Source organism: Leptospira bouyouniensis (genome assembly GCF_004769525.1).
GTDB lineage: Bacteria > Spirochaetota > Leptospiria > Leptospirales > Leptospiraceae > Leptospira_A > Leptospira_A bouyouniensis.
On the sequence record NZ_RQFT01000008.1, the window covers coordinates 318,846 to 335,061 of the forward strand.

Here is a 16,216-nt window from a genome sequence, read left to right on the forward strand (position 1 = left end):
CTACTCTAAATTAAGTTCCAATGTTGAAAAATCTAAATTGTCCGTTTTTTTAGAATTGATGAGATAAAATTGTTTCCCTTTAATCTGTAAGGTTACAAACTCTTGGAATATTTTTTCTGTATTATTGGGATCAGGATTTTTCACAATGTTACAATCCCTACCACATCCATTACAGTCTCCACCACCATAATCTAAAAAGTTTGTGAATGTTTGTTTTCGCAAAAATCCGAAGATACGAAGTTGAATTTTCCCAGGAGTCATTTCTTTGACTTCATAATTACCAAGTCCATAAAATCGATTTGAACTTTCTTCTCCCGCATCATAATTAGTTCGAGCAGTTGATCCTTCCAAAAAGAATGTTCCATCAGATCGCAATCGAATGGTCCAATCAGAAGAGGTTGGTGGATCCATAGTTTCTTCAATTGGCACTTGGTTATCAGCACCTGTTGGTTGATCCGACACTGTTTCTTCACCTGAGACAGCATACACTTCTCTACCAGTCAAACCACGGTTTAACACCATCCGAAGAGATGCTTTAGTAAAAGATTCAAAATTCTTTGATGCTGTATCTTTTGATTTTGGAAGAGTGTCAAAGGCAATCCAATCACCATCATGACCAAAACGTAATTCGGATAAGACGATTCCGTCTTCTTTATACCCTGGATAAATTTCTTCCACTTTCATGGTCAATTTTTTGCCCTTAAAGGTAGTTGGAAGTTGGATCTCTTGGCTTCCCATTGTATCTTCCACGTTAATCTTTGCAGAATAGCCATCATCGCCTGTTAACAAAAACGATTTGACTCGACCATTTTTGATACAATGAACATCCGATCTTTGGTAACCATTCCAAATCTTAATCACGGAAATCTTTTGTTTCTCTTCAAATTCAAAGTTTAACGTTACACCTACTCCACCTTTGACAGATGAATATCCATTCTCATATTTTGAATCAAATAAATTCATCACGGAGTATGTTGGCTCAGGTACTGCTGTTTCCGATGCAGTCACTTTTCCAGAAACTATTTCAGGTGAAAATGTTCTGTATGATTTTTTCTTTTCGTCGTAAAACTTAACGGATTTTATGCAAATATTTTGATTCCTTTGGAAATTCAAAGTCACTGATCGTGCTTGAACGACCGGATCAAATATAACATCCGAATTGGATTTTTCAATGTCAGTACTTGCGTAAACTTCATCAAAGTTTACATAAGCTGCAATTCGATCTTTGAAGTCACCATTACAAGATTGGATTGATACTTGGCTCAAACTAAATGCATTATCTGCATAAAAATGCAGTTTGACAAATTCGGCCCCAGGTTCTGCTTTCCATTCCTTCTCATCTAACACTAAGAAGGGGAGACCATTGTCCATAGATGTGGATGTCACCATGGAGAAATGTAATTTTTTCCCACAATTAAGAGTGAATGAGGCCATTAGAATCAAAATAGAAAATAGGCTGGTTTTGAATTTCATTGTTAGTCCTTTGAAAATGTGGATTAATAAGAACCGAATGTACGAAAAAAAGGCAAGAAATTTTTTTAAGGTTTTGTATCTTTCAATACTTTCTCCCAAGTTTCTGAATCCAAGGCCCCAACAATCCATCTCCCGTTGACCCAAAATGTAGGGACAGAATTTACACCGAATTTTTTAGCTTCCTCCCAATCGTTTTTGACTAAGTTAAGATAACGAGCATTAGAATTCTTTGAATTACATTCTTCAAAAAAATCCCACTGGCTGACTTGAATGTTTTCTCCTTTAGTCATTTTTTTAGCATGTTGGTATAACAATTCCATATGATCAGAAAAATGAGTTGGATCTTTTTCCCATAAACATCGAGAAACAGCAAGTGGAATCAAACTTTCATCCGAGTCACCGTCTAATGGAAAATCTTTGTGTATATAATTTATCTCAGATTTGTATTTTGATAATAGTTTTTTCGTGTGGGGAAATGTTTGTTTACAAAATCCGCAAAGATAATCGCTCCATTCGACAATTACCCATTTTGAATTCATTTTTCCAAACCTAGGTGAATTTTGAAGATTAATTTTTGATAGTATGTTCGATTTCGATTGGTATGTTGGTTTTTGTTTGAAACTAAGATTTGTTTTGTGAAAGATTCGACTCCAAACAATACGCATCCGAATGGATTCACGGATACGATCGATTGCATCTGTATCTGGGAAACTACTGTGGAATTGTTTTTTTTCAGTCTGCCAATAGGTATTGATCTCTTTGTCCGTGACAAGTGATTTCTCCCATTCTTTCCATTCTTGTAAAGTTTTACCTAAGGAAGTCGCCTTCTCGTTTAACAGCGAAAGATGGGTATCGGATGAAAGAGTTTCTTTAATTGTATCTTCTGAGGGTAATGATTCTGGAAGGTATAAAGTCTCGGTAGGAGAACCTCCACAAGAAAAGAGAAAAAAAAACAAAGGAATCAATACAAGGTTCACAAGATAAATGTATAAACCATTGGTAAAATTGCCTCCACAATTTTTCCAATTAATTCAATTATTTTTTTGATTGAAAAGACAATATATTCTATGTTTCATTCATTCACAATGAAGGCAAAAGGATCTCAAACCAACATTTCACAAAAAAAATGTTGTTACTTTTGCCTTTTGGTTTTTCTCTGTTATCCCAATTTTCTTTTTTCCCAAAGTAAAGACATGGTAAAACTAGAATGGTATCATTATATCATCCTTTCACCAATGCTCATCATTGATGCAGTTGACAAAAGTTATTCGAAGACGACCAAAGGTATCCAAGATTACATAGAAAATCGTAAATTGCCTGATCTACACAAGGCAGTGCTTCAAGCTGACATGGAAAAAATCCAAAAACTTGTGAAGGCAGGTGTTCCATTAGAAGCAAAAGATAAAAAAGGAGAAACTGCTTTGTTCTATGCTTTGGATCGGAATTTAGTCAACATTGCCCGTTTTTTAATCCAAAACAAATCAGATGTCAATGTTACCAATACGAATGGAAGACATGCCGTCCAATCGGCAATCGCAAATAACCAATACGATCTCGTGAAAATGATGTTAGACCACGGATTGGAATTAGAATTTTCAAAGCAAGGAGGAACAGTGCTCACATTTGCAAGTAGCCAAACTCCAACCAACTTCAAGATTATCCAACTATTCATTGATCGAGGAGTAAAGATCAACGTTAAAGATAAATATCATTATTCAGCACTTATGTATCTAACCACCAAAGAATCTCCTAATTTAGATTTAATCAAATACATGATTAAAAAAGGTGCTGATTTGAATGCAAAAGATAAAGATGGGAAATCGATCTTACGAATACTAGTCGAGGCAAGAACAATAAACAAACCTTTGGTGCAATTTTTAGTTGAAAACGGAGCCGATATTAATTCAAAAGACAAAGAAGGTAAAACCATTTTTGATTTTATCAATGACTATTACGATTCACCGGAAACCGATGAAATCGCCATTTACTTAAAGAAATTTTCAAAGAAAAAATAAATACCAACAATACAAATTTTGTAAAACAAATCAAACCTCATCATAGTAACTTTCCATTCGCGATAACTATTAACGGAAAGAACACGATCAATTGTAAACATAGAAGAACAAATGCACTTAAAGTTCATTTCACGATTCAGAATTTTCCTTCTTTAGAAAAAAAAATCTCGCAAATTATTGAATCATCTGCTCTTCTTTAGCAGCGAGGTATCGAATGAATTTAATTGTTTCAAATATCAAATGGATCATGGTAGGATCTGGTATTGTTACTTGTTCCATGATTTTATCAACTTTAAACCCTTCCTTAGGACAAAGTTTAACCTTCGGAGAAACTTTAGATGGAAATTTAGCCAATATCATTGTCCGCAATTGGGGTGCTCTAATTGCCTTAATTGGAGGTATGCTAGTTTATGGTGCTTACAATGAACCAAATCGTAATCTAGTGTTAGTTGCAGCTTCAATTAGCAAAAGTACATTTGTTTTGTTGAATTTAGTATATGGACAAGCCTATTTTGCAAAGTCTGGAATCGCACTTGTTTTTGATTCCATACTCGTATTGATTTTTGTTTTGTATTTAGTCTTTAAGCCAAAAAATAAATAAAATATTTTGAATGATTGGTATTGATTTTGAACTTTCTATTCTACAATGACAAACTTCTCATACAACCCATTGCATAGTTTTTCAAAAAGAAACAAGAATGTTCAAAAATCGATTCCTATTTTTCCTACATCCATTTCTATTTTCTGAGATTCTTTTCCAATACAAAAATCGATGATGGCTATAGAGCTTCCTTATGATATTCGAATCCTTGATGTCAAAGAAGTATACGGTCAATTTTCTAAAGAAGGAAAGTAATCTCTCGAATTCCTTAAGTTCATCGATAATAACTGACTCAAATAATTTTCTTTCTTATGAATGGACATAAATACCATATTTTCCAAATAAAACATTTAATAAATACTCTATTGGAAAACAAATTGATTTAAAACTGTGAAATTGAGATTAAAATAAAACTCGCCATTCAACTTTTGGAATTCAATACCATGGCCTCACCTATAAATCAATTTTCTTTATCGATAAGAATACAATGGCAAACCATAAAAACCATTTGGAATTCTCTTAAAATAATGGAAGTGTTTCCATTTTTGTTTTACTTCCTCCGAGAACGATATCGATTACAACGCTCCAATTTTTGGAAGGATTGGAAATCTAAACAAACAAAACAGACTAATTTCAAAAACCAACTTGATTTGATCGCTTTTTTTATCGCTTACAAAGCAGTTGCAGGGAATGAAAGAGCACTCATCTTACTTTTAAAAATTTTGAAAGAACAAACGTCAGAAGTTTTTTGGGAAGCAGTTGAACTATTCCGGAAGTATGGAATAAATTTGAGTCGCCCATAACCCAACTCCTCTTTTATCATGACGATTGTTACCACAAACCATGGAGAGACCACCACGATTTTTGGTAGTTTCACTGTAAAATCAGTATTTTTTGGAAAAATAGATGAAACATTCGTTAGTTGATGAGATCCTAATCGCTAGGGAGATGAAAAATGAAAAAACAGTAGCGCTTGTCCGATTTGCTTTATTTTCAATCACATCTATTTTAGATTTTGTATCGTATCTTGGATGGATCAGTTATACAATTGTCACACCAAGTTTGATCACAGTTGGACTAGATTTGACGTTTCTCGTTTTTGCGAGTATCGTTTTAATTTTTGTTAATTTTTTACCTTATAAACCTTACTTAAAATTTTTCACTATTGCATTCGATTATTTCATCATCGGACTAATGATGTTTTTAGATCCAACAATCATAAAATCAAATGGCCTGATTTACTTTATTGCAATGACAAGCGCCATTTTTATTTTCCAACTCAATTTATTAAGGCATTCAAAGACAGGAACCATATACGGCGCAATCCTAGCTTTTATATACTTTATGGTTGTTTCAGTTGGTTTAGGTGATGGATATCCATTTGATTTGATTCCCATGATTTTTGGTTTGGGAATGTTGTTAGCTATTGGTTATGTGACAACGGTATCAAATATTGAAATGGTAAAAGAAGCCAATACCAAACAAATGATGGAAAGATTCCTTCCTTCACAGTTAGTAGGTGAGTTCTATAAAAATAAAGTTCAACTAGAACCTGGAGGCGAAAACAAAGAAGTCACAATTCTTTTTTCAGATATCCGTGCATTTACAAAATTTTCAGAACAAAGGTCTGCTGAAGAAGTTGTTGCATTTTTAAATGACTATTTATCTCGCATGACTGATGTCATCTTCAAATTCAACGGTACGATAGATAAATTTATCGGTGATGCAATCATGACTATATTCGGTGCTCCATTCAAAAGAGATGACGATGCTCTCCGCGCCGTAAAAACTGCAGTTGCCATGATGCACGAAATAGAGTCCTTAAATCAGAAACAAAAAAATCCTGAAGACAAAATAAATGTAGGAATCGGAATTCATACAGGAGAAGCAATTGTAGGTAATATTGGATCGGATCGAAGGTTGGATTACACTGTCATTGGAGACAATGTAAACTTAGCCTCTCGGATTGAAGGTTTAACAAAACACTATAATTGCCCAATCTTAATTTCTGAAGCCACATACAAACAAGTTGCAGGCAAATATTCCCTCGAAGATGGTTTTGAAATAAGAGAAATTGACCAAGTCATTGTCAAAGGAAAATCGAAACCAATCACAGTGTATGAAGTAGTTTGTTTGTGATATTAGTTATCAATCAATTACCTTTAAAATTCTCTTCGTAAATGTGTAACAAGTAATAATTAAGATAATTTCCAACCATCGGATATATTAGATCCACATCATGCGTGCGCTATGCTTTAATACCACAACCAAAGTATAGAAAGATAAAGGTTCTGATCGATTAAATTTCTTATTACAGCATGAAGACTTATTAAGATAAATCTTATTTCATTAAACAAAGAAGACTCACCCAACTTTAGATCAATTTCTATCTGAAATCTTTTTCATTTCGATGGATTTATACAGTCCAGTCTTCCTGGGACGGGAATCAGGAGTCCAATGATTTTGTTCCTCCTTCATTTGATCATTAAAACAAAAAGTAACTCAAAATTAATTGTAGTTAGCTGCTTCATCATTACTTTTCGTCGTCAATACAATCACTACAAATTCTATATAGTCTGGGTTCTAGAATATTTTTTTCTCCTGAATCCCGTCCCAGGACGACAGTTTAGAATCAATATAGTAACATCAATTCATCGATATTTTAGATTTTTCTATGGAGGATAACTTGAAAACAAATAGAGAAGAAAAAACTATAACGGTCCCTACGTTGAGTTTAATTTTGTTCACGTTAATGTTTAGTATAATTTTGGTGAATTGTTCTGAGGATAAAAAAGTTGATATGATAAGTCATTTTTTTGCTCCACTTCCATTAACATCAAATTATTCAAATACGATTTAAGAAATCCTGATACTGAATTGCCGGATCAAACAAATCCAAGCTTCAGTAAATCCGGTGACCAATTTAATATTGTTTCGCGATCAATGTTTGAAAGGTCTTTAAAAACAAAACAGAAGGTTTTTCCAAAATTGAATTTTGGAAAATTAGAAATTTAGCCCCGAACCATCGTCTTCGATGTATCGGTTATCAAAAAAAATTAAAAGGTAGTTTTATGTCAAAAATTCAAATGTTTAAACCAATTGTACTCGTTATCCTTTTTACTCTTTCTTTTTTCGTAAGTTGCAAAAACGAAAAGAGTTCTGACAAAGAAGGCATATTACAATATTATGCTTTGTTACTCGGTTCAAGTGCGCCACTTGCAGAAATTTCTGATGCAGACTGTACTGACCCTGCGCCAACATTCGCATCACTTGGCCAAGCGGGAACAACAGCTACTTGTTCCAATTGTCATAACGCAGGTAATGCAAATGCAGGTTTTGACATCACTTCTTACAATAGCACTAGAAATAGGATTACGGTTGGAAACCCAAAGGGAAGTTTATTATTTAATAAAATCAATTCAGGATCCATGCGAATTTATAATACGAATGCAATCAATAAAGCAATCTATTGTTGGACACTAAAAGGTGGGAACCCCTGAAGCTCTTTCATAAGAAGATTCTTTTTCTTCTTTTTTGGATATTAACAACCAATTTATTTGCAGACACAAAAACCAAATCACTGGTGGTGAAAGTTGCTAAGATTCAATTTTTAAGTGAGGCACCCCAAGAAACGATTCGAGGAAACATAACAAATGTTTCCGGGTCTGCAAATATGGTTTCAAAGAAGGTATCCATTCAAATCGAGATGAAGAACATAAATGTTCCGAATCGATTGATGAATCGTCATATGCATGAGAACTATCTAGAATCGGAACAGTATCCAACTTCAATCTTCAATGGTGTGATTACAACCTGGGATATTCAATCTAAGGTAGTTGAAATTGAAGGGGATCTCACTCTCCACGGAGTCACTAAAAAGAATTTTAAAATCCATGGAAGTATTGAAACACGTGAAAAAGATTTTTTGATCCGATCAAATTTTCAAATTCTTCTAACTGATTTTAAAATCGAAATACCTCATTTAGTGATCTTAAAACTAAACGATACGATCCAAATCGAATCAGAAATTTTATGGACATACCAAGAATGAATCAACTTTTTTATCGTTTTATTCTCTCACTCATTATACTATTGTTAGTCTCCCCAATTGACTCCCAAGAATTTAGAAAAACTGCTTTTTTAGGTACTAGTTTGATTCATATGCCAAGTACGGAAGACGTTGGCAAAAACGGAATTGATTTTCGAATCAACCACCGCTTCGGAGATGCAAAGTCCACTTTCTATGATTTTTTTGGGTTGGACCAAGGAGCTAATACGCAACTTTCTTTGGACTACGGAATTTCAGATCGTATATCAGTTGGGCTAGCAAGAACCCCTTTTCAAAAAACATATGAAGCTAGATCAAAGGTTCGTTTGTTGACCCAAGATTCTGATTTTCCTTTGACGATTAGTTTTTTTGGTGCGTTTGGCCAAGAAACTTCCAAACAAGAACAATTTTTTGGACCCTACCTTCGGCCTTCGACAGGAAATCCATCTTTGGATTCCAATCTTGAAAAACGATTTAATACTTATGAATTGAGTGATTCAGATCGCCAAAGTACATTAGCGTCTATGCTGATTTCGCGGCGGTTTAATGATTTAATTTCGATTCAAGTATCTCCCATGTTTGTTCATAGAAATTACGTAAAAGAAAATCTGTCTAACGATAGAACGGGTTTGGATGTATCCTTTCGTCTTCATCTCTTTAAGAGAGTAGACTTTACGTTCGCTGCTATCTTTACTCCCAAAAGAGATTACGTAGGTGATTCATATAGAAATGAGGATCGGAAAACGAAGATTGGTAGCGAGGAGTATTCTGTATCAGAAGTGAATGATTTGATCGCAAGAGGAAAGGCTGAAGATGCTTTTATAAATAATGTAATTCTGTCGAAACCTGTAGAATATACATCTGTACCATTCAGTACGGGAATCGATTTTGAAACGGGTGGGCATGTCTTTCAGTTTTTTGTGACCAACAGTCGTTCCCTTGCTAACACCCAACTCCTGCGTGGTGCTGATTACAACTACGATAAAAAAGAATGGACAATCGGTTTTAACATTCACCGATATTTTTCTTTATAAAAAGATTCCAATTCGACATCGGAAAAAACACCATTGGAGTTTTACTCCTTTGGTATTGAATTCCGATGCTTTAATTCCGATTATTCGAGCCGAGCGCTTTTTTCTAAATAAAAAATACTATAATTGCCATTTTCGTCTTCGATGAATACATAACTTTGTAATAATATACAAGAATATTCATTCACTATAGGATTTAGCGTTGTAGAAAGCGAAAAAATTCCGTCAGGCAAAGGAAGTCCATTCGCTGGATCCCATAGATAAAGGAATTCATCGTAGCCAAATGGATATGCGCTATGTGAAACTCCTGAGAGACTTATATTAGCGAAAGTGATACCGGGACCATGTTTGTATTTTGTTTTAAAATTCCATTGTCCGGCTACATTCGTAACTTCAATACAATGTCCGTTGCAATTACCATAAGTAGTAGGAGCAAGAGCCACTCCACCGCAGTCCCGGTTGTGACTAAAATTGATTTCTTTCGAAGACGAACCAAATTCATTCCTTGCTACTAGAATTAGTTTTTGTTTTTGATTGGAACGATGGATAAAACTAAACCAAACAGTTCCTCCCACATTTGGATTGGCAGGAGTAAAGGTTTTAAAATCTGTTGCATTCACAACAGTTCCGTCTGGTTCCAATCTCAAATTTCGTTTCCCGATATAGGCTGTAATCGTTGTTTGGTCATGGACTGGGAGTTGGAAACTAATTTGATCAATTAGAATTTTACCATAAATTCCATATTGATCTTCAGCTTGTGGTGCATTGTTCACTTGTGTTTGAGGGTCATTCAGGATCGGAGCATTCAGAGGTTGGCCAGGATTGGCAGGCGGACCCACAACGGGTGGGATCGGAGGTAACAATCCTCCTTCTGGCTGACCTGTTTCTGAGTTTGTGGGTGTTTGATTTCCGGATGCCAAACCCAATAAACCAAGGGTATTGGTTTGCTCTGATTTTTGTTCTTCCTGTGCACAATTGAGAAACAATAACGAAAGAAATAGCATAAAGTAGAAAAATGTTAAATAAAACATATGTTCCAATCTTTTATTTTTTTGAAAGGGGATTGAACCACTAACCAGATCTTTTACCTTAAACATGAGTAAGTCTCCTGAATCAAATGAATGATTTATATTTATAATCTATACAATACTAATCTGTTTTGGATTTTCTGTCTTCCTGGGACGGGAATCAGGAGAGGAATTTAATTTTTTATTAAATTGAAATACGATTTTCTCTATTTCGTAAGTAATAACGTAAGAAATAATATTACAGAAAAGAACCTTGGAATTTAGTAGACAATTGGCTTTAACGTTGAAAGATAATTTACATTATAAAACGATTCAAAGTCGACATCGGAAAAAAAACCATTGGAGTTATACTCCTTTGGTATTGAATTCCGATGCTTTAATCCCGATTATTCGAACCGAGCTTTTTCCGATAAAATAGAGGTATTAAGGTTTCCATTTTCATCTTCGACGTAAATAATACTTTGTAAACCAATACAGGTATATTCATTCACTAGAGGACCTATCGTTGATGAAATTGGAGCAACTACTAAGGGATAATTTGGTCCATGAGTCAAATCCCAGATGTATTCAGATTCATCATATCCCAACAATCCACCTGTCTTGAGTGTATTTCCTTGGATCGTTATCATAGAATAAACAATACCAGGACCGACATGATTGTATTTTGCTTTAAAATTCCATTGTCCGGCTACATTCGTAACTTCAATACATTGTCCGTTGCAATTACCATAAGTAGTGGGAGCAAGAGCCACTCCACCGCAGTCCCGGTTGTGACTAAAATTGATTTCTTTCGAAGACGAACCAAATTCATTCCTTGCTACTAGAATTAGTTTTTGTTTTTGATTGGAACGATGGATAAAACTAAACCAAACAGTTCCTCCCTGATTTGGATTGGCAGGAGTAAAGGTTTTAAAATTTGTTGCATTCACAACGGTTCCGTCAGGTTCCAATCTCAAATTTCGTTTCCCGATATAGGCAGTAATCGTTGTTTGGTCATGGACTGGTAGTTGGAAACTAATTTGATCAATTAGAATTTTACCATAAAGTCCATATTGGTCTTCAGCTAACGGTGCATTGTTCACTTGTGTTTGAGGGTCATTCAGGATCGGAGCATTCAGAGGTTGGCCAGGATTGGCAGGTGGACCCACAACGGGTGGGATTGGAGGTAACAATCCTCCTTCTGGCTGACCTGTTTCTGAGTTTGTGGGTGTTTGATTTCCGGATGCCAAACCCAATAAACCAAGGGTATTGGTTTGCTCTGATTTTTGTTCTTCCTGTGCACAATTGAGAAACAATAACGAAAGAAATAGCATAAAGTAGAAAAATGTTAAATAAAACATATGTTCCAAACTTTTATTTTTTTGAAAGGGGAACGAACGGCTAACGTAATCCACTGCCTTAAACATGAGTAAGTCTCCTGAACAACATAATAGAATTCGATTCATCATCGAATCATAATGATTCTAATCCGTTTTGGATTTTCTGTCTTCCTGGGACGGGAATCAGGAGAGGAATTTAATTTTTTATCAAATTGAAATATGATTTTCTCTATTTCGTAAGTATTAATGTAAGAAAAAATATTACATCAACGAATCCAAAAAATCTATTTTCTGTTATGTGGTTTCGGAGATTGAATTTTTTTGCCTGAATTCCGATGCCGTAATTTTTAATTCTTTTTTGAATGCTTCGTAAAAACTGGAAAGTGATTTGTAACCAACTTCAAAACCAATGTCACTTACATTTTTTTCTGGATATTTGAGCAAAAGTTCTTTTGCCTCTTTGATCCGATAACTGTGTAAAAAGGAGTTAAAAGTTGTTTGTTTTTTACCGTTTAAAAATTCAGATAGTTGTCTCGGGTGTAACTCCAATTCTTCGGCTAGAACTTCGAGAGTTAAATCCTCATTTAAATATATTTTTTCTATCTCCATTAAATGCAATAGTCGATTCTGAACTCGATCCAAATCCACTTGTAATAAACGAGATTTCACATTTTTTTGTTGGTCAGCTCCTTTTTGGTAGGTGATCGCAAAAAGAGAATGTCTTTCCAATGCCAACCGCAATCGTTCTTCCGAAATAGGCTTCGGGATAAAATCAATTACACCATATTCGAATGCACGAATGGCGTTATCAGTATTTGCTGAAACTACAATCGTATTCGTAAAAATTGTTGGGATTCTCTCTAATATATCAAAACCATCGAATCCAAAAATATTAAGATCTAAAAAAAGTAAATCGATTGGTGAGGATTTTAATTCTTTATCCGCTTCATCAATAGAGGTTACATGTTTGATTTCTTTTATTGTAGATTCCAAAACTATATTTAATAATTTCGTAAGAAATTTTGCATGAACTGGCTCATCTTCTAATATTAAAATTTTCATTTTATAGAGTTTGGATTTGAAAGATAACCCGATATCCTTTTTTAGATTTTCCATGTTGTAATGACCACTTACCAGAATAGGACTCCTCTAACCGAAGTCTTACATATTCTAATCCAGTACCTGATCCATGTTTCATTATGTTCTCTTTTTCGACCTTACAATGGTTATATACAATAAAACAATAAACTGAGAATAAATTCCCATCTTTTTTAATGTTTTTTTTGAGGATTACGAAGCTTAACCTTGCTTTTAAGGAATCCTCATGAGTAAAAGCATTTTCTATGAGCGTATGGAAGATTAGCGGAGGAATTACTTCCGTTGGACTGATACCAATTGTTTTAAATCGATAATCTTTTTCCATTCGCATTTTCATGACACCTATATGGTATTTACATAATGCGATTTCATCGACAATTGGAATCAGTTGTTTAGAAGCAACTTTTAAGATAATATGAAGTTCTCCTACAAGCGAATCTAAAATTTGTTCCGATTTATCTGGACTTTCGGAAACCCAATACCGAATCGCCGAAAGTGAATTCATAAGAAAATGTGGTTGGATCGATTTTTTGTATAACTCTAATTCCATCCTCTTGGATTGAATATTTGCATGATAAATTTTATCTTTTAATATTACTGATTGCTCAAGTTCTAACTTTTGTTTTTCGATTGTAACATGTAGTTTTGAATGGTTTTTCGAAAGGAAAAAAGATTGCGAAAAGAACAAAACAAAATTCCCGATGGGCGCATATACTTCAGTTTTAATAATATTTTTTTCGAATAGTATATCGTTTAGTATCGTAAGAAATAAAAAAAGAAATCCAAACAAAAACCCTGATGCACTTTCTCTTTTATGAATGACCGCCTTGGTCAAGATCCAAAAAATATAAATACAACAAAATAACATAGAAATTTCTGCCGGTAAAAGTGTTTTTTCTATCCATGTTGATTCCGAAAATAACACAAAAACTGAGAAACTAAAAAATATAAATTGGAATAGATTTAAAGGAATTTTATTGATTTCATTGGTGAAAACTTTTCCTATAAAACTAAGTAAAAATGGAAAAGTTAAATAAATAGAAATAAAAAAAATCTTAATTAACCATCTCCATTCGAAATCAGGAAACAAAATCATTAAAAAAAATTCTCCACTCGTAAATTGGTAAATCATACTAGAAAAAGAATAGAGAGAGAAATAAAGAAGACTTAGATCTTTTTTACGCAATAGAAAAAGAGTAAAATGGTATAAAGAAATAACAAACAAACTCGCAATCAAAAAAATATCCAATGCAACACGTGTTTGTTTTGTTCGGAGCATCGTTTCTTCGGTTCCAAACTCTATACTTTGGCGAAAACCTGCATTTAATGATTTAAAGTTTGCAACATGGATGATGATTTCAATCGTCTTGGCATTAGGTGTGAAAAATACAATTTTTGGCAACCAATACTCTTTCGTATCTTCTTCATTGGTTCCAACAATTCCATTTTCTGAGATCATTGAGCCATTTAAGAACATTCGATAAGTTGTAAACGAATGGGGAACATAAAAAGAAAGTTTTTGATTGATTAAATGATTTGGAAGAGTTAAAAGCATCCGAAAAGTGCCGTAACTTTTTGCATCATACTCCTTCCCTTCATATTTGATCTCATTCCAAAACCCTGGGATAGAAACGATTCCTTTTTCAATTTGTGAATTCGAAGTTCCAAAATCAGCTGAACTTAGAAATTTTTGGTAATAAAAATCCCATTCTCCATCGAGTTTAATGGAAGTTTGGTTTAAAACGAAAGTTTCAGGCAGAATCAATTTCCCATTTTTAACTTTCAATATACTATTGTTAGTTGATTCATTGTTACACGAAAATATTGTTAGTATGACAATCGCAGCCGAAATGTGGTTTAATGCACTACGGGAAATCCTTCTTAAGAGCAGGTTATGATTCATATATCTTCCATAAAAATATAAAAACGGAAAACTAACTCCGGATTCCCGTCCAAGGAAGACAGATTCCTTAATTTGAATTAGAATTCAGTATTCAGGAATTTGTCGTGAAGAATCAATCCATTAATGTCAATAAATTTATTATTATTTCTTATTTGCTTTTAAATCTTTTTTGTGCTCCAACAAAATTAAACTCAACTTGTGATCCAGAAAGTAAAAGTTTTGTGATTACCGCATTACTTGAATTTGGTTCAAATGACGGATCATTTTTATGCCCTATATTTTCTGGTTTAAGCCCACTTCGGTTTCATTATGGCACCGATTTTTTAATTATACAACAGAATGAAACGATCAATCCAATTACTCCATTTTCAACTGAACCCATTGTTCATTGCGAATCGAATCCCACTCTTCCTCAAGGTTTAATTTTAGATGAGTCAAATTGTACGATTTCGGGAACTTCACTCGTCGGAATTGATTCAACTAAATATCACATCACAGCTAAAAGTAGTAACAAACAAACAACCATTCCATTGGTCATCAAATCCTTGTTTATTCCTAAATTTGCTTACGTTGCAAACATAGGATCGAATTTGATCAATTCGTATACGATCAATGCTAACTCTGGTGTCTTAAATAATACTGGTTTTGTAGCAGCCGGTGGTGGTCCAGAATCCATGGCGATTAGTCCTAACCAAAGGTTTTTGACTGTTGCGAATCGAAATACAAATAATCTCAGTCAATTTTCGATCAATCAAACCAATGGAAACTTAACTTTAGTCGAAACGGTACCGAGTGGAGGGAATACTCCAATTTCAATCAGCTACCATCCCAAAAAGGATTTACTATATGTAGGTAACTCTAATAACTATTCTACTTTTTCTGTTAATCCACTGACCGGGAATTTATTGTTGGTGAATACATTGGCGCATTCAAATGCGTCAGGGAGTATCATTGTAGAACCATTTGGTAATTTTTTCTATAGATCCAATTACAATGGAAACTCCATTGAATCTTTTCCGATTGATATCAATACAGGTTTTTTGAGCCAAAACCCGATTCAGTCGATCGGCAGTGGATTTCGACCAAGAAGATTGGCATTCCATACCAATGGAAACACTTTATATGTAGCATATGAAACTCATAGTTCTATTTCTACCTACCAAATTGACTCAAACACAGGATTCATGAGTTCAATCTTTCCCGAAATGCCTTCCACGGGAGTTGTAACTGGTTCAATTGTTACTGACCCTAAGGGAAGATTTTTTTATATAGCAAACCGAGATACAAATACAATTTCTATGTTTGCAACGAACCCCGTAACCGGTGAGTTGTTTCCTTTGTCTCCAACAACGATCGCTACTGGGACTGAACCTCTTGGCATCACAGTGGACCCTTCCGGTAAATTTTTATACAATACGAATATAGCAATTGCTACTGCTGGAATATTCACGATCAACCAATCAAATGGTCTTTTAACACCTAATGGAAACGTAGGAACCAGTACTAGTCCAGCAGTGATTTTAACCTCAGGGACCAATCCTTAATCAATTACATAAAAATTATTTTTGTTAAGATGAAGTTAATATACCTATGACAAATATGCGATCGATTCCAATTCTCCTTAAAAGATTTTGTATCAAGAGTATTTAGTAAAGGTATTCTCTTGCAAAAATCACTAGGTTCGGCAATTTGTTTTGCCG

General features: G+C 34.2%; 14 protein-coding genes. 8 read left to right on the forward strand and 6 right to left on the reverse strand.

Features of this window, described 5'->3' with window-relative positions; genetic code table 11:
• Positions 1-1,473, reverse strand: a complete 1,473-nt coding sequence (locus EHQ43_RS09830; RefSeq protein WP_135771065.1) for an NADase-type glycan-binding domain-containing protein — start codon at positions 1,471-1,473, stop codon at positions 1-3.
• Positions 1,474-1,538: 65 nt separating this feature from the next.
• Complete coding sequence (locus EHQ43_RS09835; RefSeq protein ID WP_244242742.1) at positions 1,539-2,450, reverse strand: thioredoxin domain-containing protein; 912 nt, start codon at positions 2,448-2,450, stop codon at positions 1,539-1,541.
• Between the two features lie 216 nt (positions 2,451-2,666).
• Here EHQ43_RS09835 and EHQ43_RS09840 point away from each other — a divergent pair, with 216 nt between their 5' ends.
• From EHQ43_RS09840 to EHQ43_RS09875, 7 genes are all read left to right on the forward strand, one after another.
• Positions 2,667-3,488 carry an ankyrin repeat domain-containing protein gene (locus tag EHQ43_RS09840; RefSeq protein ID WP_244242743.1) on the forward strand — a complete coding sequence of 274 codons (822 nt, stop codon included), beginning with the start codon at positions 2,667-2,669 and terminating at the stop codon, positions 3,486-3,488.
• A gap of 214 nt (positions 3,489-3,702) precedes the next feature.
• On the forward strand, positions 3,703-4,089 hold the full coding sequence (locus tag EHQ43_RS09845; protein ID WP_135740515.1) for a hypothetical protein: 387 nt from the start codon (positions 3,703-3,705) through the stop codon (positions 4,087-4,089).
• A gap of 443 nt (positions 4,090-4,532) precedes the next feature.
• Positions 4,533-4,892: a hypothetical protein gene (locus EHQ43_RS09850; protein ID WP_135771067.1), complete on the forward strand. Its 360-nt coding sequence runs from the start codon at positions 4,533-4,535 to the stop codon at positions 4,890-4,892.
• A gap of 103 nt (positions 4,893-4,995) precedes the next feature.
• Positions 4,996-6,228, forward strand: a complete 1,233-nt coding sequence (locus EHQ43_RS09855) for an adenylate/guanylate cyclase domain-containing protein (RefSeq protein WP_135740513.1) — start codon at positions 4,996-4,998, stop codon at positions 6,226-6,228.
• A gap of 932 nt (positions 6,229-7,160) precedes the next feature.
• Positions 7,161-7,589: an LIC11213 family lipoprotein gene (locus tag EHQ43_RS09865; protein WP_135740512.1), complete on the forward strand. Its 429-nt coding sequence runs from the start codon at positions 7,161-7,163 to the stop codon at positions 7,587-7,589.
• Positions 7,586-8,140, forward strand: coding sequence for a YceI family protein (locus EHQ43_RS09870; protein ID WP_167481779.1), 555 nt, complete (start codon positions 7,586-7,588; stop codon positions 8,138-8,140). Before EHQ43_RS09865 ends, EHQ43_RS09870 begins: the two co-directional genes overlap by 4 nt.
• On the forward strand, positions 8,137-9,171 hold the full coding sequence (locus tag EHQ43_RS09875) for a DUF5777 family beta-barrel protein (RefSeq protein ID WP_135771069.1): 1,035 nt from the start codon (positions 8,137-8,139) through the stop codon (positions 9,169-9,171). Before EHQ43_RS09870 ends, EHQ43_RS09875 begins: the two co-directional genes overlap by 4 nt.
• 80 nt (positions 9,172-9,251) lie before the next feature.
• Here the strand turns inward: EHQ43_RS09875 and EHQ43_RS09880 are convergent, their stop codons facing one another.
• The 4 genes from EHQ43_RS09880 to EHQ43_RS09895 all read right to left on the reverse strand — a co-directional run bounded on the left by EHQ43_RS09880 (position 9,252) and on the right by EHQ43_RS09895 (position 14,516).
• Positions 9,252-10,265 (reverse strand): hypothetical protein, encoded by a 1,014-nt coding sequence (locus EHQ43_RS09880; RefSeq protein WP_135771070.1) that lies wholly within the window; start codon positions 10,263-10,265, stop codon positions 9,252-9,254.
• A gap of 317 nt (positions 10,266-10,582) precedes the next feature.
• Positions 10,583-11,602: a hypothetical protein gene (locus EHQ43_RS09885; protein WP_135771071.1), complete on the reverse strand. Its 1,020-nt coding sequence runs from the start codon at positions 11,600-11,602 to the stop codon at positions 10,583-10,585.
• A gap of 207 nt (positions 11,603-11,809) precedes the next feature.
• Positions 11,810-12,577: a response regulator transcription factor gene (locus EHQ43_RS09890; RefSeq protein ID WP_135740507.1), complete on the reverse strand. Its 768-nt coding sequence runs from the start codon at positions 12,575-12,577 to the stop codon at positions 11,810-11,812.
• A 1-nt stretch (position 12,578) separates the two neighbouring features.
• On the reverse strand, positions 12,579-14,516 hold the full coding sequence (locus EHQ43_RS09895; protein WP_135771072.1) for a 7TM diverse intracellular signaling domain-containing protein: 1,938 nt from the start codon (positions 14,514-14,516) through the stop codon (positions 12,579-12,581).
• A 104-nt stretch (positions 14,517-14,620) separates the two neighbouring features.
• Between EHQ43_RS09895 and EHQ43_RS09900 the strand changes: the two genes are divergently transcribed.
• Positions 14,621-16,060, forward strand: a complete 1,440-nt coding sequence (locus EHQ43_RS09900) for a lactonase family protein (protein WP_135771073.1) — start codon at positions 14,621-14,623, stop codon at positions 16,058-16,060.
• Positions 16,061-16,216 lie beyond the last annotated feature (156 nt).

Coding starts and splice junctions, on each gene's coding strand:
- EHQ43_RS09830 (WP_135771065.1), bottom strand. CDS start 1,473: ATGAAATTCAAAACCAGCCTATTTTCTATTTTGATTCTAATGGCCTCA.
- EHQ43_RS09840 (WP_244242743.1), top strand. CDS start 2,667: ATGGTAAAACTAGAATGGTATCATTATATCATCCTTTCACCAATGCTC.
- EHQ43_RS09845 (WP_135740515.1), top strand. CDS start 3,703: ATGAATTTAATTGTTTCAAATATCAAATGGATCATGGTAGGATCTGGT.
- EHQ43_RS09850 (WP_135771067.1), top strand. CDS start 4,533: ATGGCCTCACCTATAAATCAATTTTCTTTATCGATAAGAATACAATGG.
- EHQ43_RS09855 (WP_135740513.1), top strand. CDS start 4,996: ATGAAACATTCGTTAGTTGATGAGATCCTAATCGCTAGGGAGATGAAA.
- EHQ43_RS09865 (WP_135740512.1), top strand. CDS start 7,161: ATGTCAAAAATTCAAATGTTTAAACCAATTGTACTCGTTATCCTTTTT.
- EHQ43_RS09875 (WP_135771069.1), top strand. CDS start 8,137: ATGAATCAACTTTTTTATCGTTTTATTCTCTCACTCATTATACTATTG.
- EHQ43_RS09880 (WP_135771070.1), bottom strand. CDS start 10,265: ATGTTTAAGGTAAAAGATCTGGTTAGTGGTTCAATCCCCTTTCAAAAA.
- EHQ43_RS09885 (WP_135771071.1), bottom strand. CDS start 11,602: ATGTTTAAGGCAGTGGATTACGTTAGCCGTTCGTTCCCCTTTCAAAAA.
- EHQ43_RS09890 (WP_135740507.1), bottom strand. CDS start 12,577: ATGAAAATTTTAATATTAGAAGATGAGCCAGTTCATGCAAAATTTCTT.
- EHQ43_RS09895 (WP_135771072.1), bottom strand. CDS start 14,516: ATGAATCATAACCTGCTCTTAAGAAGGATTTCCCGTAGTGCATTAAAC.